At 71.0% G+C, this 19,425-nt stretch carries 16 protein-coding genes; 5 read left to right on the forward strand and 11 right to left on the reverse strand.

All coding sequences use genetic code 11. The features are described from left to right. Positions 1–39: 39 nt before the first annotated feature. The 4 genes from HDA40_RS34075 to HDA40_RS34090 are packed head-to-tail and all read right to left on the reverse strand — an operon-like array spanning position 40 to position 2,398. On the reverse strand, positions 40–558 hold the full coding sequence (locus tag HDA40_RS34075; RefSeq protein ID WP_253761896.1) for a pyridoxamine 5'-phosphate oxidase family protein: 519 nt from the start codon (positions 556–558) through the stop codon (positions 40–42). Positions 559–595: 37 nt separating this feature from the next. Beyond that, positions 596–1,384 carry an alpha/beta fold hydrolase gene (locus HDA40_RS34080; RefSeq protein WP_253761897.1) on the reverse strand — a complete coding sequence of 263 codons (789 nt, stop codon included), beginning with the start codon at positions 1,382–1,384 and terminating at the stop codon, positions 596–598. 22 nt (positions 1,385–1,406) lie between these two features. After that, entirely contained in the window at positions 1,407–1,910 is a 504-nt protein-coding gene (locus HDA40_RS34085) for a GbsR/MarR family transcriptional regulator (protein WP_253761898.1), read from the reverse strand. 56 nt (positions 1,911–1,966) lie between these two features. Continuing rightward, positions 1,967–2,398, reverse strand: a complete 432-nt coding sequence (locus HDA40_RS34090) for a protein-tyrosine phosphatase family protein (RefSeq protein WP_253761899.1) — start codon at positions 2,396–2,398, stop codon at positions 1,967–1,969. A 76-nt stretch (positions 2,399–2,474) separates the two neighbouring features. On the opposite strand from HDA40_RS34090, the gene HDA40_RS34095 reads away from it, so the two are divergent. From HDA40_RS34095 to HDA40_RS34105, 3 genes are all read left to right on the forward strand, one after another. Continuing rightward, on the forward strand, positions 2,475–3,089 hold the full coding sequence (locus HDA40_RS34095; protein ID WP_253761900.1) for an acyl-CoA-like ligand-binding transcription factor: 615 nt from the start codon (positions 2,475–2,477) through the stop codon (positions 3,087–3,089). 83 nt (positions 3,090–3,172) lie between these two features. Then, positions 3,173–4,660: an FAD-dependent monooxygenase gene (locus HDA40_RS34100; protein WP_253761901.1), complete on the forward strand. Its 1,488-nt coding sequence runs from the start codon at positions 3,173–3,175 to the stop codon at positions 4,658–4,660. Positions 4,661–4,806: 146 nt separating this feature from the next. Beyond that, positions 4,807–5,787 carry a GNAT family N-acetyltransferase gene (locus tag HDA40_RS34105; protein WP_253761902.1) on the forward strand — a complete coding sequence of 327 codons (981 nt, stop codon included), beginning with the start codon at positions 4,807–4,809 and terminating at the stop codon, positions 5,785–5,787. A 22-nt stretch (positions 5,788–5,809) separates the two neighbouring features. Here the strand turns inward: HDA40_RS34105 and HDA40_RS34110 are convergent, their stop codons facing one another. Continuing rightward, positions 5,810–6,499 (reverse strand): hypothetical protein, encoded by a 690-nt coding sequence (locus tag HDA40_RS34110; protein WP_253761903.1) that lies wholly within the window; start codon positions 6,497–6,499, stop codon positions 5,810–5,812. Positions 6,500–6,608: 109 nt separating this feature from the next. Here HDA40_RS34110 and HDA40_RS34115 point away from each other — a divergent pair, with 109 nt between their 5' ends. After that, complete coding sequence (locus HDA40_RS34115; protein WP_372503204.1) at positions 6,609–7,274, forward strand: DNA alkylation repair protein; 666 nt, start codon at positions 6,609–6,611, stop codon at positions 7,272–7,274. A 40-nt stretch (positions 7,275–7,314) separates the two neighbouring features. On the opposite strand, the gene HDA40_RS34120 is transcribed toward HDA40_RS34115, so the two are convergent. Then, on the reverse strand, positions 7,315–10,482 hold the full coding sequence (locus HDA40_RS34120; protein WP_253761905.1) for an efflux RND transporter permease subunit: 3,168 nt from the start codon (positions 10,480–10,482) through the stop codon (positions 7,315–7,317). Between the two features lie 208 nt (positions 10,483–10,690). Here HDA40_RS34120 and HDA40_RS34125 point away from each other — a divergent pair, with 208 nt between their 5' ends. Further along, positions 10,691–13,939 carry an AfsR/SARP family transcriptional regulator gene (locus HDA40_RS34125; RefSeq protein ID WP_253761906.1) on the forward strand — a complete coding sequence of 1,083 codons (3,249 nt, stop codon included), beginning with the start codon at positions 10,691–10,693 and terminating at the stop codon, positions 13,937–13,939. Positions 13,940–13,964: 25 nt separating this feature from the next. Here the strand turns inward: HDA40_RS34125 and HDA40_RS34130 are convergent, their stop codons facing one another. From HDA40_RS34130 to rox, 5 genes are all read right to left on the reverse strand, one after another. After that, positions 13,965–14,714: an ABC transporter permease gene (locus HDA40_RS34130; RefSeq protein ID WP_253761907.1), complete on the reverse strand. Its 750-nt coding sequence runs from the start codon at positions 14,712–14,714 to the stop codon at positions 13,965–13,967. Next, complete coding sequence (locus HDA40_RS34135) at positions 14,711–15,649, reverse strand: ATP-binding cassette domain-containing protein (protein ID WP_253761908.1); 939 nt, start codon at positions 15,647–15,649, stop codon at positions 14,711–14,713. Before HDA40_RS34135 ends, HDA40_RS34130 begins: the two co-directional genes overlap by 4 nt. 79 nt (positions 15,650–15,728) lie before the next feature. Beyond that, on the reverse strand, positions 15,729–16,403 hold the full coding sequence (locus tag HDA40_RS34140; RefSeq protein ID WP_253761909.1) for a response regulator transcription factor: 675 nt from the start codon (positions 16,401–16,403) through the stop codon (positions 15,729–15,731). Continuing rightward, positions 16,400–17,665, reverse strand: coding sequence for a sensor histidine kinase (locus HDA40_RS34145; RefSeq protein WP_253761910.1), 1,266 nt, complete (start codon positions 17,663–17,665; stop codon positions 16,400–16,402). The genes HDA40_RS34140 and HDA40_RS34145 overlap by 4 nt, the downstream gene beginning before the upstream one ends. A gap of 96 nt (positions 17,666–17,761) precedes the next feature. Continuing rightward, positions 17,762–19,201: a rifampin monooxygenase gene (rox, locus tag HDA40_RS34150; protein WP_253761911.1), complete on the reverse strand. Its 1,440-nt coding sequence runs from the start codon at positions 19,199–19,201 to the stop codon at positions 17,762–17,764. Between the last annotated feature and the right edge of the window lie 224 nt (positions 19,202–19,425).

The raw sequence follows: 19,425 nt of genomic DNA on the forward strand, positions 1-19,425 counted from the left end.
GGACTGCGGGCGTTCGCGGTACACCGTAGGCGATGGCCGCTACGCCGGGAGGAGCTTGGCGACGTCGGGGGCGAACACGGTCATCCAATGCGGATGGAGCCGGTAGTAGACGACCTCCTCGTCCCAGTCGAAGGCGTCCGCGCCGTAGAAGTCCTGGAAGTACGCCAGCAACTCCGGCCAGTCGGCGGCCGGTTCACCGTCGGCCGGGTTGAGGATCTCGACCGTGCCATGGGTGAAGACACCCAGGTCCTCGCCGCGCATGTGCGCGACGCTGGCCGCCGGGCGGGCGGCGAGGTGGCGGGCCTTGGCGGCCGTCCGGGCGGTGCCGAAGTGCCACCTGCCGTGCAGGAAATGCCCGTCCGCGCCGCTGATCCGGGGTTCGCCGGTAGCGGTGACGGTGGACAGCGCGAGCGTGCACATGCCGGTCAGGATCTGGGTGAGCTGCGCTGCGGTGATGGTGCGGCCGACGACGATCGAGCGCAGGTGCGCGGTGGATCCCGCGAGCGACCGGTCGAGCAGGGCCTGCAGTTCGTCGAGCTCTTCGGCGGTTTCGCGCATCAAGCCACTGTATCCGCAGCTCACTGGTACGCCGGGTTCACTCCACCGTGGCGTCCACGGTCGCGTACAGGTCGCGGACGGTCTGCGCGACGGCCGGGGAGTCCTTGCTGAGGATCTTGCTGTGGTTGCTCGCGACCTTCGTGCTCACCTGGAGATTCGGGTTGGCGGCGAGGATCGGGTCGAGCACCTTGCGGCCCTCGTCCATCTCGCCGCCGCTGGTCCCGAGACTGTCGCCGCTGGCGAGGACGAACCACACCGGGACGGTCAGGCGTTCGAGCACCGGTTTGCTCCCGGCGGCGATCTCGTTCAGCTCGATGTTGATGTCGGCGTGCTGGTCGGCGCTCATCCGCGCGCCGAGGCCGAACCGGGCGGCGATCGGCAGGAAGAAGCGCATCTTGCGGAACAGCTTGCGGATCTGGGCCCGGCCTTCCTCGCCGGTGATCCCGACGGGGAACGCGTCCACGATCACGGCTCCCACCATGCGGTCCGGGTGGCGGTCGGCCCAATGCCAGGCGAGGATGCCGCCGTAGGACCAGCCGACCAGCAGCGGCCGGTCGACGCCCCGGGCGGTCAGGACTGCGTCCAGGTCCCGGACGGCTCCTTCGAAGGAGTAGTCCGCCGATCGCTTGGACTTGCCGCGGGCGCGTTCGTCGTACGCGATGTGCCGGTAGCCGTCGCCGAGGCCGGCGATGACGCGCCGCCAGTGCGACTGGTCGGCGTACGCGCCGTTGAGGTAGACGATCGGCCGGCCGGGTCCGCCGGTGTCGGTCACGTAGAGGGCGGTGTCGTCGACCGGCACCAAGCCGGTGAAAGTGTTCTGGGACATGGCTTTCCCTTTCCGGCGATCACTAGGGACGGCGGGGGATGTCCGGGAGCGTGCCGTCGGCGCGCAGCTTCTCGCGGTGGGCGCGCCAGTCCGCTTCCAGTTGCGGCAGCCGCGTCACGAGGAAGTCGGCGAAGGCCCGCCACTCCAGCAGCGCCGCTTTGCGTTCGATGGGAGCGTCGGCGAGCAGTGCCAGACCTTCGCGCGCCAGCGCCGCCTGTTCGTGGAACTCGGTCACGTCGAATCCGGTCGACCGGGGAGCGTCCAGATCGAGGCGGACGCGGTCCATCCGCTCGCCCGCGGCTCGCGAGCGATGAATGAGGCCGAGCGTCTCCAGCGTGCTGATCGCGCCGGTGATCGCGCTGCGGCTGGCCAGCAGCGCGTCGGCCAGCTCCGCGATGCTCGGCTCGCTCGGATGCCGGATCACCAGGTAACCGAGCAGCCGGCCGACCATCGGCGCCATGCCGTAGCGGCGGGCGTAGAAGCGGCCGATGTGGTCGGCGAAAGTGATCTCAGCGTCGGTCGCCATACGAACGAAATTACAGTCACATCTGAGATAACACAAATTTGTGTCATCTCAGATGCCTACTGGGGGAAGCGCTCGACGAAGCGGCGCTGCCACGGCGTCTCGACCGCCCTCGGCGAGTAACGCTCGCGGACGAACGCGACGGCTTCCTTCCCGGGTACGCCGTCCAGCACGGCCAGGCAGGCCAAGGCGGTGCCGGTGCGACCGAAGCCGCCACCGCAGGCGATCTCGACGCGCTCGGTGGCGCTGCGGATCCAGGCTTCTCGCAAGGCTTCGCGAGCGTCGTCGCGATCGGCGGGTAGCCAGAAGTCCGGCCAGCGGATCCAGTGCCGGGGCCACGAAGTCGGCGGCGGCTCATGGCCCACCAGGTAGAGCGCGAAATCCGGCGGCGGCCCCGGCGGGAGTGGGCGACGCAGGCCACGGCCGCGGATCAGCCTTCCGGAAGGCAGGCGTAGTACGCCGTCGACGCTGGGCTCCCAGGTGTCGAGCACGCGGGCAGCGTACCGCCCGAAAAATCTGCGTGGCACGCATCTTTGCGGGACGCGCAGTTTTGTGTACGCTAGTCGCATGGGCCTCCGCGAACAGAAGAAGCAGGCGACCAGAGCTGCGCTCAGCTGGGCGGCGATTCAGCTTGCGGTCGAGCGGGGCTTCGACAACGTCCTCGTGGAAGACATCGCTACCGCGGCCGGGGTGTCCCCGCGTACCTTCAACAACTACTTCTCCAGCAAGGCTGAGGCGGTCGCGGCACGGCATCTGGACCGCTCGGTCAAGTTGGCCGACGATCTGCGTGACCGGCCCACCGACGAGCCACTGTGGACATCCATCCGCCAGGCGTTGCTGGCGCAGCTCGAACCGGGCCCGGAGGTCGTCGAGCACCCGGTCGGCGATCGAGACCGATGGGCGGCCGGTGTCACCGCGCTGATGACGACGCCGTCGATGCAGGCCGAGATTCTGCGTGCGGGCTCGCTCGCCGAGGCCGAGATCGCCGCCGCCATCGCCCAGCGCACCGGGACCGTCATCGGCCGTGACCTCTATCCGAGTCTGGTCGCGGCCGTCGTCAACGCCACGAACAACGCGTGTCAGCAGCACTACATCCGTAACGACGCCAAAGTCGACGTCAAACGCGTGATGAGCGAGGCGCTCGACCTGGTCGAGGCGGGCCTGCCCGAGCCCAGCGCCTGATCATCGGCGCCTGACCACTCCATCCCACCACCCGTCGACTGCTCGACGGGCGATCCCTCCTACCCGTGAACGGGAGATTTGTCATGGAAGATGTCATTATCGTGGGCGCCGGGCCCAACGGGCTCATGCTGGCCTGCGAGCTGGCCCTGGCCGGCGTACGCCCGATCGTGGTGGAGAAGCTGACCGAGCAGCGCACCGAACAACGCGCCAACGGCATGGTCGGCCAGATCGTGCGCATGATGGACCGGCGCGGGCTCTTCGAGCGCCTGGCCGGCACCCCCGGACCGCCCCGCCCCGCGCCGCACTTCATGTTCGCCGCGTACCCGATGCCGTTCGGCGAGCTGCCCGACAGTCCGGTCTATGTCCAGCTGGTGCCGCAGGCCAAGGTCGAGCAGGTGCTCGCCGAGCGGGCCACCGAACTGGGCGTGGAGATCCGCCGAGGGTTCGACCTGGTCGGACTGTCGCCATCGGACGACGCGGTCACGGCCCGGTTCGACGGTCCGGCCGGGCCGGTCGAGCTGACCGGGCGCTATCTGGTCGGCGCGGACGGCGGTCACAGCGCGACCCGCAAACTCGCCGGCATCGGCTTCCCCGGGATCACCAACGACCGGACGGTCAGCCGGACCGCGCACGTCGGCGTACCGGCGGAGTTCCGCGACCCGGGCGGCGGGCTGAGGGTGCCGGGCTACGGGGTGATCCCGGCGTTCCTGCACACCCGGACGGAGCACGGCATGGTCTCGTTCGCGGCGTTCCCGGACGGCCGGGTGATGCTCAGCGTCTCCGAGCAGGCCGACGTCGACGAGTCCCGCCCGATGGGCTTCGCCGAGCTGACGGCGGCGTTCCGCCGGGTGGTGGGCGCGGACGCGCCGGTCGAGGAACTGCCCACGCCGGGCATGATGCGCCGCGTCGTCGGCGGCAACACCCGGCTCGCCGAGCGGTACCGGCAGGGGCGGGTGTTCCTGGTCGGCGACGCCGCGCACGTGCACTCCGCGATCGGCGGCAACGGGCTCAACCTCGGTCTGCAGGACTCGATCAACCTGGCCTGGAAACTGGCCGGCGAGCTGCACGGCTGGGCGCCGGCCGGGCTGCTGGACACCTACGAGTCCGAGCGCCGCCCGGCGGCGGCGAAGGTGACCACGCAGACCACCGCGCAGGGCGTACTCGTGAGCCCGGGGCCGGAGATCACCGCGCTGCGTACGGTGTTCGGCGAGCTGTTGCGGGAGCCGGGTGTGCTGCAGCGCATCGCCGACCTCATCTCCGGGGCGGACATCCGGTACGCCGACATGGGCGCCTGGGCGCCGGACCTCACCGTCGACGGCCGCCGCCTGGCCGAGCTGACCCGGCAGGGCCGGCCGCTGCTGCTCGACCTGACCGCCGACGGGCATCTGGCCGCGGCCGCCGGACCGTGGCGCGACCGAGTCGACGTCGTCACCGGGACGAGCGCCGACACCAAGGCGACCGGCCTGCTGCTACGGCCGGACTGCTACGTGGCCTGGGAGTCGAGCGACGCCCAGCCGGATGTCGCGGCGTTGCGGGCCGCGTTGGCCCGATGGTTCGGCCCCGGGGCCTGAGCCGTCCATGATCGGCGGGCTTCGAGGTGCCGTGCGCCCCGAAGCCCGCTGGTCAGAAACCCGTGCCGGCGAATCCGTAACCAAGATCACGAGTTCGCGGATGGGCTAGGGCGGCCGGACAGATCCGCTGAAATGGGGAGTCACTCGTGCCCGACCACACCACCGCGTCCTTCCACTTCCTGCCCGGCGACGGCGAGGAGCTTGACCGAGTGCTGGCCTTGTCGTCGAGTGAGCCGGTGTGGCGGCTGCCCGCCGACCGCTACCGGGCCGAGGCCGCCGAACGCCAATACCGTCCGGAGTGGACCTGGGTGGCCGAGGACGGCGACGGCCGGCTCCTGGCGCGGGCGCTCTGGTGGGGTCAAAGCGACAGCGCCCAGCCACTGGCGCTGGACTGCCTGTCGGTCGTCGACGAAGTCCCGGCCGCCGAGCGCGCGACCCTCGCGGCTGCCTTGCTCAGTGCCGGGCACCAGGCGTTCCGGGACGCCGGGGCAGCGGCCCCACCGCTGTACAACCTCATGCAGCTGCCCGGCGGCTGGCGCGCCGACGACGCGTACGCGAGCGCGGTCGCCTGGCGGCGGGAGGCCGCACAGCTGGCCGGACTGACGGTCGAGGTGCAACGGCTCCAGTTCGAGTGGACGCCGGACGCCGGCCTGCCCGACGCGCCCGAACGACTGGAGTTCCGGCCGGAGCCGGACGACGAGGTGTTCCTGGCCGCGATGCTGCGCGTCGCCGAAGGCACGCTCGACGCGCATACCCTCGAAAGCGAACAGTCTCAGGGCGCGGAATCCACCGCCCGGGAATCGCTGGCCTTCTACCTCGATCGGCCCGGCCTGCGGGAATGGTGGCGGCTCGCGTACACGCCGGACGGCGCGCTGGCCGGGCTGGCCATCCCCTCGGCGACGCCCTACCACCGCAACGTCGGGTACCTGGGCGTCGTCCCGGAACTGCGCGGCCGTGGCTACGTCACGGAGATCCTGGCCGCGATCACCCGGTTCCACGCCGCAGCCGGAGCCGAGCGCGTCACCGCGACGACCGATCTGGCCAACCGCCCGATGGCCGCCGCGTTCGAGCGGGCGGGCTACCGCAACACCGAGGTGCGCCTGATCTTCTCCGCCCCGATCGCCTGAGCCTCCGGCGCGCGCCTGCTGATCAGGAACTCGTTCGAGCCGCCTCGGCGAGGTCGACCAGCTTGCGGGTCGCCGTGACGGCGGCGGCCAGCTCCGGATCCGTCACCGAGGCGGCCATGGCGTGCAACCGCTCGGCCGTCTCGTCGAGCCGCAGGCCCGCGGTCTCGGGGATCTTCGCGGCCAGTTTCGCGGCAGCCGACCGCGCCAGGTACTTGGCCGCGACCGCCACGCGCAACAGCACGGCCGCGTCCCCGGAAGCGCCGGGCGCGGTCGGGTCGCTGTGGGCGGTGATCAACGGAATGAACTCCACCGGGCTGGCCGGCAGCCGCAGGTCGTCGTAGAGCGCCGTCGCGTCCGTGGGGATCGCCGCCGTCTCGATCGGCCAGCGATACCAGTCCAGCCAGAGCACGCCGTCGGTGATCTGAAGGCATACGCCGGCGTAGGAGCCGCCGATCGGAGCCTCGCGCGGGGCGTCGACGGTCGCCAGGACCTGGTCGCCGAAGACGTCGGCGAGGTCGAGGGCGGCAGCGGCGTCGCCGACCGCGATCAGGTCCAGGTCGGACCAGGCGTCGCCGCCGCCCCGGCCCAGTGAGCCGATCAGGAGCAGCGCGCCCAGCCCCGCCAGGCGGGCCGCCTCGACGGTCTTGTCCAGTGCGGTCTGGCGGTCCTGGGTCATCCGCAACAGTCGCTCGGCGAGTTCGGGTGTCGGCATACCCTTATCCTTCCCGGCCGCGATCATCGGAAGTTCCGAGGGCGGCCGATGGCGTGGGTAGGGTGAGGGACAGGTCGCGAGGGAGGGGCTGACGGTGGCGGAGACGACGGTGGCGGAGACGACGGTGGCCGAGGTGCTGGCCGAACTGGCCGCGCTGGAGGATCCCAAGGCTCGCGCGGTCAACGAGAAGCACGGCGACGATCACGGGGTCAACCTCAGCAAGCTGCGCGCGCTGGCGAAGGAGCTGAAGACCCAGCAGGATCTCGCCCGGCAGCTCTGGGCGACCGGGGACACCGCGGCGCGACTGGTGGCGCTGCTGATCTGCCGCCCGAAGGCGTTCGAGCGGACTGAGCTGGACACCATGCTGCGCGAGGCGCGTACGCCGAAAGTGCACGACTGGCTCGTGAACTACGTGGTGAAGAAGAGCCCGTACGCCGAGGAGCTGCGCCAGGCGTGGTTCGCCGACCCGGACCCGGTGGTGGCCAGCGCCGGGTGGGCGTTGACCACCGAACGGGTGGCCAAGCAGCCCGACGGACTCGACCTGCCCGGGCTGCTCGACACGATCGAGACGCAGATGAAGGACGCGCCGGATCGGTTGCAGTGGGCGATGAACCACTGCCTCGCCCAGATCGGGATCGAGCATCCGGCGTACCGGGCGCGGGCGATCGGCATCGGCGAACGCCTGGAAGTGCTCAAGGACTATCCGACCCCGCCGAACTGCACCTCCCCGTACGCGCCGATCTGGATCGCCGAGATGGTGCGCCGCAACGGATAGCGGCGGGCGCGATGCTCGCACCCGCCGCTGCCCGTGCCGCTCAGCCGACCGGAACCGGCTCGGCTGCCTCGGCGGGCTCGACCGCCGGCGGCGTACGCCGGGCCTGCCGGCGTTCCCGGCGACCCTCGACCATGGTGTAGAGGACGGGGATCAGGATCAGCGTCAGGACGGTCGAGGTGACGAGGCCGCCGATGACCACCACCGCCAGCGGCGTGGAGATGAAGCCGCCCTCGCCGGTGATGCCCAACGCCATCGGCAGCAAGGCGAAGATGGTCGCCAGCGCCGTCATCAGGATGGGCCGCAACCGCCGCCGGCCGCCCTCGACGACGGCGTCCGCCACGCTCAGCCCGCGCTCACGGTACTGGTTGACCAGATCCATGAGGACGATCGCGTTGGTGACGACGATGCCGATGAGCATCAGGATGCCGATCAGCGCGGCCACGCCGAGCGGCGTACCGGTGATCAGCAGGAGCGCGAACGCGCCGATGAACGCGAACGGGATGGACACCAGCAGGATCAGCGTCTGGCGGATGCTGCGGAACACCGCCACGAGCACCAGGAACACCAGCGCCACGGCGGCGACCATGGCCAGGATCAGCTGCGAGAACGCCTCGTTCTGGTCAGCGGTGACGCCGCCGATCTCGTAGCTGGCTCCGGCGGGCAGGGTGAGCGTGGCGAGCTTGTCGGTCACCGCCTGGCTGGCCGCCCCGGTGTTATCGCCGACGGGGGTCGCGGAGACGGTGTTGGTGCGCTCGCCGTCGACGTGCGTACGCTGCACCGGCCCGTCCACCTGACGGACGGCGGCCACCTGCTCCAGGCGTACAAGTCCGGAAGAGGTGGGCAGGGTGAGTGCCTTGACCTCGGCCAGGCTGTCCGGTGCGGCCGTGGTGGTCTGCAGGACCACGTCGTGGGCGGCGCCGTCGAGGGTGACCTGGGTGACGGTCGTGCCGCTGACGGCCTGGCGCAGGGCCGACACGATGGTCATGGTGTTCAGCCCGTAGCGGGCCGCGGCCTCGCCGTCTGGCACGATGCTGATCTGCGGCGTGCTTTCGCTCAGGTCGCTCTGCACGTCGGTGACCTGCGATACGCCGGTCAGCGCCTGCTGGACCTGCCGAGTGGCGTCGGTGAGGGTCTGGTCGTCGTCGCCGCGGACCGTCACCGAGATGGCGCTGCTGCCGGTGACGCCGCCGCTCTCGCCGACCTTCAGCTCGCCGGCGTCGGTGATCGTCGCGAGCTTGGCGCGGACGTCGTCGCTGACCGCCGCGCTGTCGGCGTCGTCGGCCAGCACCAGCGTGTAGGAGACGTTGTTGGCCGACTGCGAGCCGAAGAATCCGCCCGTCGAGCCGAGCACCACCTGATACGAGGCGATTCCGTCCACACCGGACAGTGCCTGTTCGACCCGCTGGGCCGCGGAGTCGGTGGTGGCCAGGTCGGTCCCGGCGGGCAGGGACTGCGTGACGCGGATGGAGTCCTGACCGGAGTCGCCGATGAACGTCGTCTTCAGCCCGCCGGCCATCGCGAAAGTGGCGATGAGCAGCACCACGGCACCAGCCAGGACGGTCTTACGATGACCGACGGCCCACTTGATGATCGGCAGGTAGAGGCGGGGAAGCAGACCGTGCCGCTCGTGCTCCTCGACCCGGGCGCGATACACCTCGGCCGGTACGCCGACGGCGTCCTTGGGCGTCTTGAGGAACCAGTACGCCAGCACGGGCACCACGGTCAGCGACACCAGCAGCGAGGCGAGCATCGCGACGGAGACCGTGATGGCGAAGGAGCCGAACAGCTCCCCGACGAATCCGCTGACCAGCGCGATCGGCAGGAACACGGCGACCGTGGTCAGCGTGGAGGAGGTGACGGCGGTGGCGACCTCGCGGACGGCGGTCAGCACCGCCGCGCGCCGGTCCTCGCCGTAGCCGAGGTGGCGTTTGATGTTCTCCAGCACCACGATCGAGTCGTCGACGACCCGGCCGACGGCGATGGTCAGCCCGCCGAGGGTCAGGATGTTCAGCGAGTAGCCCTGCTGCCAGACCGCGATCAGCGCGATGAGCAGCGACAACGGGATGGACACGGCGGTCACGACGGTGGCGCGGGCCGACCGCAGGAACAGCACGATGACCAGGATCGCCATCGCCAAGCCGAGCGCGCCCTCCTCGACGAGGCCGTTGACGGAACTCTTCACGCCCGGACCGGAGTCGGACACGACGACGAGCTTCGCGCCGCCGCCCAGGGCTTCCTGGAGGTCAGGCAGCTGATCGCGTACGGCGTCGGAGATGGCCGGGCTGCTGCCGTTGCGGTCCATCGTGATGGACAGGCCCAGGCTCGGCTTGCCGTCGGTACGCGTGATCGACGTGACCGGTGCGTCGGTCAGCGCCACGGTGGCGACGCTCTTGAGCTGGACAGACTTTGCTTCGGTGGGGTCGGAGCCGCCGGTGCCGGTGCCTCCCGGGCTGGTCGCGGAGGCGGCGCCGGGGGACAGCCAGAGGTTTTGGATCTGCTGCAACGAGGTGATCGGCTGGCCGACGGCGAGGCTGAGGTTGTGGCCGTCGGAGGTGATCTGCCCGGCCGACGAGGTGCCGCCCAGGGAGCCGAGCGCGCTGGTGATGGACTGCGTGGACAGCCCGGCCTTGGCCAGCGCCGCCGTGTTCGGGGTGATCGTGACCACCTGGTCGCGTACGCCGGAGACGGAGACCTCGTTGACGCCGTCGACGGCCCGCAGCTCCGGGACGACCTTGTCCTGCAACGTGGCGGCGAAGGCCCGCTGATCGCCGTCGGAGGTGGCGGCCAGCACCATCGTCGGCATGTCGCCGGTGCTACCCGTGAGCACCTGCGGTTGTACGCCCTGCGGCAGGACGGCGGAGATCTTCGAGACCGCCTGCTCCACGTCGGCGGACGCCTCGTCGATGTCGGTGTCGAAGGAGAACGACACCATGACCTGCACCGAGCCCTGCTGGGAGGTCGACGTGGTGCTCTCTACCCCGTCGAGGCCCTCGACGGCCTTCTCGATCGGGGCGGTGACCTGCTCCTCGACGACTTCCGGCGCGGCGCCGGGATAGGTCGCCACCACGGTCACGGCGGGGAAGGACAGGTCGGGGAGCAGCTGTTGTCTCAGCGAGAGCGTCGCGTACACGCCGAAGGCGACGACGAGCGTGGTGAGCAGCGCCACCAGCTTGCGGTTCGCGAGACTGACCCGGGCCAGGAAAGACACCTGTGACCTCGTTTTCGTTTTCGAACTGGGCGATCTAGGGGCGCACGGGGCGCCATCTCGAGTCTCGGCAACGAAGGGCCTGGTTGACGTCGTCCCGAGGTGGTCGGACGACTACCGCGGATGTGGTACGCGGCGTACCGCGTACGTGGTCGCGGCCCCTACGGGTTCCGGTGGATGCCTGCTCACCACGCATGGCAAGATCGGCCGGATGAAGATCGGGCTGCTGGGGCCGTTCGAGGTACGCGGAGACGACGGAGTCGTCGCCGACGTGCCCGGCGCTCGCCTGCGCGGCCTGCTCACCGCCCTGGCGCTCGACCCCGGCCGGGTGCTGCCGAAAGCGACCCTCGTCGACTGGATCTGGGGCGAGAATCCGCCGGCCGATGCGACGAACGCATTGCACCGCTTGGTTTCCCGGCTGCGGAAGGTGCTGCCGGAGGGTTCGATCGAGGGGCAGAGCGACGGCTACCGGCTGACCGTGGACCCCGACGCCGTCGACGTGGCCCGGTTCGAGCGTCTGCTCGCGGCCGCCCGTCTCGGCTCCGCTCCTTTCGGTTCCAGCGACTCCGCCGGCGGGAACAGCCCCGACGTCGGCCGGAACAGTGCCGACGATCCGCGTCGTGTGCGCCTGCTGCGGGAGGCGGTCGCGCTGTGGCGGGGTGGGGCGTTGCAGGACGTCGATCTACCGGACAGCGCGGCCTTCGAAGCGGCGGTCACCCGGCTGGAACGGTTGCGCCTGACGGCTTTGGAGGACCGGTACGACGCGGAGGTCGAACTCGGTCACGGGGCGGATCTGGTGACCGAGTTGTCCGATTTGGTGGCTGCCCATCCGGTGCGGGAACGGCTGGCCGGAGCCTTGATGCGGGCGCTGGTCGCGTCCGGTCGCGACAGCGAGGCGCTGCTGGCGTACGAGCGGACGCGGGAGGCGCTGGCCGATTCACTCGGCGTGGACCCGTCACCCGAACTGTCGGCGTTGCACGTCTCACTGTTGCGGGGCGAGGTCGGCCGGCAGCCGGAACGGCGCACGAATCTGCGGGCCGAGCTGACCAGTTTCGTCGGCCGGGACGAGGAGGTCGCCGCAGTGCGCGGGCTGGTCGGCGACCACCGGCTCACCACGCTGATCGGGCCGGGCGGTTCGGGCAAGACACGGCTGGCCATGGAGACCGCGCAGACGCTGCTCGGTGACCTGCCCGACGGTGCGTGGGTGGTGGAACTGGCGACCATCGGCCCGGACGGCGACGTGGCGCAGGCGACGGTGGCCGCGCTGGGCCTGCGCGACGCCCTGTTCGGGCAGACGCCAGGCGCGGAAGCCACGGACCGGGCCGTCGCCGCCCTACGGGACCGGGCGATGCTGCTGATCCTGGACAACTGCGAGCACGTCATCGAGCCGGTGGCCGCGTTCGCGCATCGGGTCCTCGGCGAATGCCGGCGTCTGCGGATCCTGGCCACGAGCCGGGAGCCGCTGGGCATCACCGGGGAGTCGCTGTGGCCGGTCACGCCGTTGATCCTGCCCGCGGCGGACGCCGATCCCGGCGAGATCGAATCCGCTCCGGCCGTCCGGCTGCTGCGGGATCGGGCCGGCGCGGTCCGCCAGGATCTCGCGGCCGACCCGGCCCGCTCGGATCCGGCCACGTCGCAGACGATGGCGCGGGTCTGCCGGGCCCTGGACGGGATGCCGCTCGCGATCGAACTCGCGGCGGCCCGGCTGCGCTCGATGTCGCTCGACCAGCTCGCCCATCGGCTCGACGACCGGTTCCGGCTGCTGACCGGTGGCAGCCGGACCGCGCTGCCCCGGCACCGGACGCTGCGGGCGGTCATCGACTGGAGCTGGGGCCTGCTCAGCGACGCCGAACGCGTGGTGCTGCACCGGCTGTCGGTGTTCGCCGGTGGGGCGAGCCTGGAGGCGGCCGAGCAGGTCTGCGTCGCCGACGGGGTCGAGGCGTGGCAGGTGTTCGACCTGTTGACCGCGCTGACCGAGAAGTCGCTGGTGATCGTCGAGGGCGAGCAGGCGCCGCGCTACCGGATGCTGGGCACCATCAAGGAGTACGCCGGCCAGCGGCTGGCCGAGGCGGGGGAGGCGGAAGCGGCCCGGCAGGCGCATCTGGCGTACTTCACCGATCTGGTCGAGGCGGCGGAGCCGCATCTGTACCGCGCCGAGCAGCTGGAATGGCTGGCGGCCCTGGAGGCGGAGCACGACAACATCGGCGCGGCGATGCGGGGCGCGATCGCCGTCGCCGACGCCGCCGGGGCGATGCGGATGGCGGCCGCGGCCGGCTGGTACTGGTGGCTGGGCGGTCACAAGGCCGAGGGGAACGAGCTGATCACGGCGGCGACCGCGCTGCCGGGCGAGGTCGCCGACGCCAGCCGGGCCGTCGTGTACGCACGCGCCGTGCACGCGGGTGTGCACGCCGGCCGGTCGGTGCGGGATCTGGCGACCTGGGGACCGGGCGACCAACGGCAGGCCGACGAGTGGGTACGCAAGGCGTTCGAGATCAGTCAGCGGGTTCCCCGAGACCACCGGGCGCTGCGGTTCGTCGCCGCGCTGGAACGTCTGCTGCACGTGCCGGCCGAGGCGGCGCCCGCGTTCGAGCAACTGCTCGGCGACCCCGATCCGTGGCTGCGGGCGTTGTCGCGACTGCACCTGGGCCGGCTGCGGATCATGCTCGGCGACGACGGCCCGGACGCCGAGGCGTACTTGGAGACCGCGCTGGCCGAGTTCCGGACGCTCGGCGACCGGTGGGGGATCTCGTTCGCCTCGACCGAGCTGGCCAACCGGATCGCGATGCGGGGCGACTTCGCCGCCGCCTGCGCCTACTACGAGCAGGCGATCACCGTTGTGCTGGAGGTCGGCGCCGGCGAGGACGTCGTGCCACTGCGGTCGCGGCAGGCCCAGCTGTACTGGCTGTCGGGTGACACCGAGGCGAGCGCGGCGGCCATGGCCGAGGCGCAGCGGTACGCCCAACGCGTGTCGTGGCCGAACGCGCTCGCGGAGTTGGCGCTGGCCAAGGCGGAACTCGCCCGGTGGAGCGGCGACGCGGAGCAGGCGTACCGGCAGCTGGAGATCGCGACCACGATGCTCGGTGACGACGCGAAACGGGCGTTCGTCGGCTCGGTCGCCCATGACCTGCTCGGATATCTGGCGCCCGAACTCGATTCAGCCCGGGAACATCGGATCGCCGCGTTCCGGACGGCGACCGAGACCGGGCATGCGCCGCTGATCGCGCAGGTGCTTGTCGGAGTGGCGGACCTGGCGCTGCGCGCGGATCAGCCGGAGCAGGCGGCTCGCCTGATCGGGGCGAGCATCGGCGTACGCGGCCTGCCGGACCGGTCGCAGCCGGACGCCACCCGGATCGAGCAGACGGCACGAAACCGCCTCGGCGAAACGATGTTCGCCGAGGCGGTTCGGGAGGGTTCCCGGACGAGCTGGAGCCAGCTCGCCGCGGTCACCCTCGCTTCATAGCCGGTCACGCCAGTCGCGATGACGGTCAGGCGCGCTTGGTGAAGGTCGACCGCGCCCACAGGTAGCCGATGAGGGCGATGACGACACACCAGGCCAGGGCGGGGATGACGTCACCGGCGGCCGGTGCGCCGTTGATCAGCCCGCGCAGGGTCTCGATGATCGGGGTGAAGGGCTGGTACTCGGCGAACTGTCGCAGGCCCGGGCCCATCTTCTCGGCCGGCACGATCGCGCTGCTGAAGAACGGCAGCATGACCAGCGGCACCGCGGCCATGCCGGCCGTCTCCGGGGACTTGGCCGACAGGCCCAGCGCGACGGTGAACCACCCGGCCGCGAAGGCGAGCAGGACGACCAGGCCGACCACGCCGAACCACTGGGCGACGCTCGCGTGGGGGTCGAAGCCCAGCAGGAACGCCACCCCGACCAGCGCCGCGATGGCCACCAGGTTCGTCAGCACGCTGGACACGACGTGGCCGGTCAGCACCGCGCCCCGGGAGACGTCCATGACCTTGAACCGGTTGATGACGCCCTTGGTCATGTCGGCGTTCACCGAGGTCGCGGTGGCGCCGAGGCCGTAGCAGACGGCCAGCAGCATCAGCCCGGGCGTCGCGTAGTCGATATAGTCCACGCCGACGTCGAACGCGTCTCCGAACATGTAGACGAACATCAACATGATGACGATCGGCATGAGGACCGCGTTGAACACCGAGGTCGGGTTCCGGGTGATGTGCTTGGTGTTGCGGCGGAGCATGACCAGCGAGTGGGACTTGGCGCTCATTTGGCGGCCTCCGTGGTGTGGCCCGTCAGGGCGAGGAAAACGTCGTCGAGGTCGGGGGTGTGCACCGAGCACTCTTCGGCGCTGAGGGAGTACTCGTCGAGCCGGTCCAGCAGGGCGCGCAGCGACTTCGTGCCGCCGTCGCTGGGCACGCGCAGGGCCAAGGCTTCCGGGTCCCGGGTCGCGTCGGTGAGGACCCGGGCGGCGGCGTCGAGTTCGGCGGCGGAGGTGAACCGCAGGCGGATGTGCGTACCGGGGATCTGGCGCTTCAGCTCGTCGGGGGTGCCGTTGGCGACCAGGCGCCCGCCGTCGAGCACCGCGACGCGGTCGGCGAGCTGGTCGGCCTCCTCCAGGTACTGGGTGGTGAGGAAGATGGTCACGCCGTCGGCGACCAGGTCGCGGATGATCGCCCACATGGTGTGCCGGCTGCGGGGGTCCAGCCCGGTCGTCGGCTCGTCGAGGAAGATGATCCGGGGGTTGCCGACGAGCGTCATCGCCAGGTCGAGCTTGCGGCGCATGCCGCCGGAGTAGGTCGACGCGGGCTTGGCCGCCGACTCCGTCAGCTCGAACCGCTCCAGCAGCTCGGTGACCACGCGCTTGCCGTCCTTGGCCGGCACGCGGCTCAGGTCCACCATCAGCTGCAGGTTCTCCTGGCCGGTCAGCAGCTCGTCCACCGCCGCGAACTGGCCGGTGACGCCGATCGCCGCGCGTACCGCCTTGGCCTCGGTCGCGATGTCGTGCCCGGCGACGCGGACGGTGCCGCCGTCGGCCTTCATCAACGTCGTCAGCACGTTCACCGTGGTGGTCTTGCCCGCGCCGTTCGGGCCGAGCAACGAGAACACCGATCCGGCCCGGACCTCGAAGTCGATGCCGTCGAGGACGACCTTGTCCTTGTACGCCTTTCGCAGTCCGGAGACCGTGATCGCAGAAGTTGTCATGCGGCCACTATGGGAACCGGCGCTGTCACCCCCCTGTCACGGCTCTGACACGGCCGCTGACACGGTGACTGCGGTGATTTCAGCCGGTGTCGCCGGGCCGCACCAGCCCGGTCTGGTATGCGATGACCACCAGCTGAGCCCGGTCGCGTACGCCGAGTTTCGTCATCGCGCGGTTGACGTGTGTCTTGGCGGTCGACGGCGCCAGGAACAGCCGGGTGGCGATCTCCTCGTTCGACAGCCCCAGCGCCACCAGCGCGAGGACTTCGCGTTCGCGGTCGGTCAGCACGTCCAGCACGGCGGCGTTCGGCTGCGGCCCCGGGTCGGCGCTCGTGAGGAACCGGGCGATGAGCGTCTGCGTGGCTCTGGCCGACAACAGCGCGTCACCGTCGGCGACGGTGCGGATGCCCTCGATCAGCTCGGCCGGGGTGGCGCCCTTGCCGAGGAAGCCGCTGGCCCCGGCGCGCAACGCCAGCAGCACGTACTCGTCCAGCTCGAACGTGGTCAGAATGAGCACGCGTACGCCCGCGAGGTCGTCGTCGGCGGTGATGAGCCGGGTGGCCTGCAGCCCGTCGAGGTCGGGCATGCGGATGTCCATCAGCACGACGTCGGCGCGCGCCGACCGGGCCAGCCGGACGGCGTCGCGGCCGGTGTCGGCTTCCCCGACGACCTCCAGGTCCGGCGCGGTTTCGATGATGCCCCGCAGCCCGGTGCGGATCAGCGCCTGATCGTCGGCGAGCAGTACGCGAATGGTCACGGCACCTCCCCAGGTCGGGCCGGGCTGGGCAGCACGGCGTGCACCTGGAACCGGCCGGTGCCGATCGGTCCGGCGCTGAAGGAACCGCCGACGGCGACGGCGCGTTCGCGCATCCCGGTCAGCCCGTGCCCCACATCGTCTATCGCTGCATCGGCTGAGGTCGTATCGGCTGAGGTCGTATCGGCTGACGTCGGATCGGCGACGGCTGGATTGGCGGCGGCTGGATTGGCGACGGCTGGATTGGCGACGTCGATCACGACCGCGTCCTGCCGATACTCCACGCACAGCGTGGCGACCTGCCCGCTGCCGTGCTTGTGGGCGTTGGTGAGCGCCTCCTGCACGATCCGGTACGCCGCCTGGTCGACCGCGGCGGGCAGCGGCCGCACCGAGCCGAGCTGCCGATGCTCGACCCGCAACCCTGCCGCCGCTACCGAGGCCAGCAGCTCGTCGAGCTGGGCCAGGCCGCGTACGGGTTCGGTGGGCGCGGTGGCGTCGCCGTTCTGGCGCAACACCGCCAGGATCGTGGCCAGCTCATCGAGCACGGTCTGCGCTGCCTGGCGTACGTGGCGCAGCGAGGTCTCGGCCTGCTCGGGCCGGGTGCGCACGCTGTGCTCGGCCAGCCCGGCGTGCACGTTGACGACCGCGATGTGATGGGCGACGACGTCGTGCAGATCCCGCGCGATGCGTACCCGTTCCTCGGCCACTCGGCGGCGGGCCTCCTCGTCGCGGTTCTGCTCGGCCCGGCGCGCCCGTTCCTCGACCGCCGCGACATACGCCCGGCGGCTGCGGGTCGCGTCGCCGACCGCGGTGGCCATGCCGATCCAGGCCGCCACGCCCAGCGACGGCCCCAGCCAGCCTTGGTCGGTGAACGTGCCGATGGTGGCGTACACGACGACGGCGGAGATTCCGCCCGCCAGCCAGGCCGTGCGCCGGTTGGTGTGCGTACCCACGGTGTAGGCGGCGACGACCGTGGTCGCCACGAACGCCGCCGGGTCCTTCGCCGTCGCGACCGTCACGACGGCCGCCGCCGTCGACAGCACCAGCACCGGCAACGGCCAGCGGCGGCGTACCAGGACCAGACCGAAGGCGACCAGCGCGCCGAGCCAGTCCAGCCAGGTCAGCGCGCGGCCCTCGGTCGAGCCGGGCCGTCCGTAAACCACCATCACGAGGGTGGTCGCAGCGACCGTGGCGGCGAGGGCCGCGTCGAGCACGATCGGGGGCACGCGCCACCAAGGCCGCGGGCGAGTGCCCGGTTCGTCCATGAAGATCACTTTACCCGGCTGGTACGCCCACCGGCGTCTACCAGGCGTGGTACCCCCGCGTACCACGACCGTGGTAGCCGCCGCACCAGCCGAGCCTCAGCCGGTGGGCCGCCCGAACCACCGGGCGAGGCGATCGTCGAGCTCCCGCTGATCGTCGCCGACCCAGGCGACGTGGCCGTCGGGGCGGAGCAGGAGGCCCGGAACGTCCAGTTCCGCAGTGGGGTCCGCGAGGTGATCGACGCGGTCCGACCAACCGCGGGCGGTCAGCCGTCCGGTGCGGTCCAGGAGCAGGCCACGGCCGTGACGCAGCAGGTCGTAGAGGCGGCCCTGGCGTACGCCGACGTCGCGCAGGCGGCGGCCGACCAGGTCGAGGCCCTCGCCGAAGTCGTAGCGGATGTCGATCGCGGTGATCTTCTCGATCAGGTAGCGGTTCACCTCGTCGAAATCCATCAGGTCGGTGAGCAGCCGCCGGACTGCCCGCGCGCCCGGTTCGGCGGAGTGCAGCTCCATCTGGGCGCGGGTGTTGTCGAGCACGTCCGCGGCGACCGGCTGCCGTTCGCCCTGATAGGTGTCCAGCAGCTGGTCCGGCGCCCAGCCGTGAACCTGCGCGGCCAGCTTCCAGCCGAGGTTCACAGCATCCTGTACGCCCAGGTTGAGGCCCTGCCCGCCGGTGGGCGGATGGATGTGCGCCGCGTCGCCGGCCAGCAGCACGCGTCCGACGCGATACCGTTCGGCCAGCCGCGTGGCGTCGCCGAAGCGGGACAACCAGCGCGGCGAGTGCACGCCGAAGTCGGTTCCGGCGAGGGTGCGCAACTGTCGCCGGAAGTCTTCCAGCGTGGGCGGTTCAGCGCGGTCGCTGACGGTCGCGGCGGGGATCACGATGCGATGGATGCCTTCGCCGAAGGCCTGGATGCTGAACCGCTTGTCGGTCCGGCGGATGTCGGCTGTCTTGGCGGCGATCTCCTCCGGCGGTACGCCGACCTCCATCTCGCCCATCAGCGTCTCGGTTCGGGCGGGCTCGCCGGGGAAGCCGACGCCGAGCAGTTTGCGGACCGTGCTGCGCCCGCCGTCACAGCCGACGAGATAACGCGTACGCAGCTGCTGCCCGTCGGCCACCTCCACGGTCACGCCATCGTCGTCCTGCTCGAAGCCGGTCAGTGCGCAACCGCGCCGAATCTGCGCGCCGAGGCCGATCGCGTGCTCTTCGAGCAGGCGCACGACGACCGGCTGCGGGATGCCCAGCAGGTACGCGTGCGCGGAGTCCAGGGTGGGCGCGGGCTTGTCGATGGCGGCGAAGAAGCCGGCGGCCGGGCGCCGCCGCCCGTGTTCGAGGAGGCGGTCCAGCAGGCCGCGCATCGCCATCAGCTCAAGGCTGCGCACGTGCAGGCCGACGATGCGGACGTACGAGACGGGTTCGATGTCCTGTTCCAGGACGAGTACCCGCACATCGTGCAGCCGTAGTTCGGCGGCCAGCATCGCGCCGGTCGGCCCGCAGCCGGCGATGATCACGTCGAACTGGGGATTCTGAGAGGGCATGGGTGTTGCCTTTCGGGAGTGCCTTGTCGGCGCGGCGCTCCCGGCGACACCTACCTCAATCGCCCGGCCGTGGCACGAAGGGGGAGCACCCACATCGAAACGTCGTTCATGGGTCTCACCTCCTCGGGCAGTGTCACGGCAGGTGAAAAGTACCGTCCGGAGCGTCGGCCCGTCCAGTGGCCCGCGCCCGTGCGGCTCTCTTGCGACTCAGCATAGCAATCTGG

The sequence above is a fragment of the Hamadaea flava genome (assembly GCF_024172085.1).
Classification (GTDB): domain Bacteria; phylum Actinomycetota; class Actinomycetes; order Mycobacteriales; family Micromonosporaceae; genus Hamadaea; species Hamadaea flava.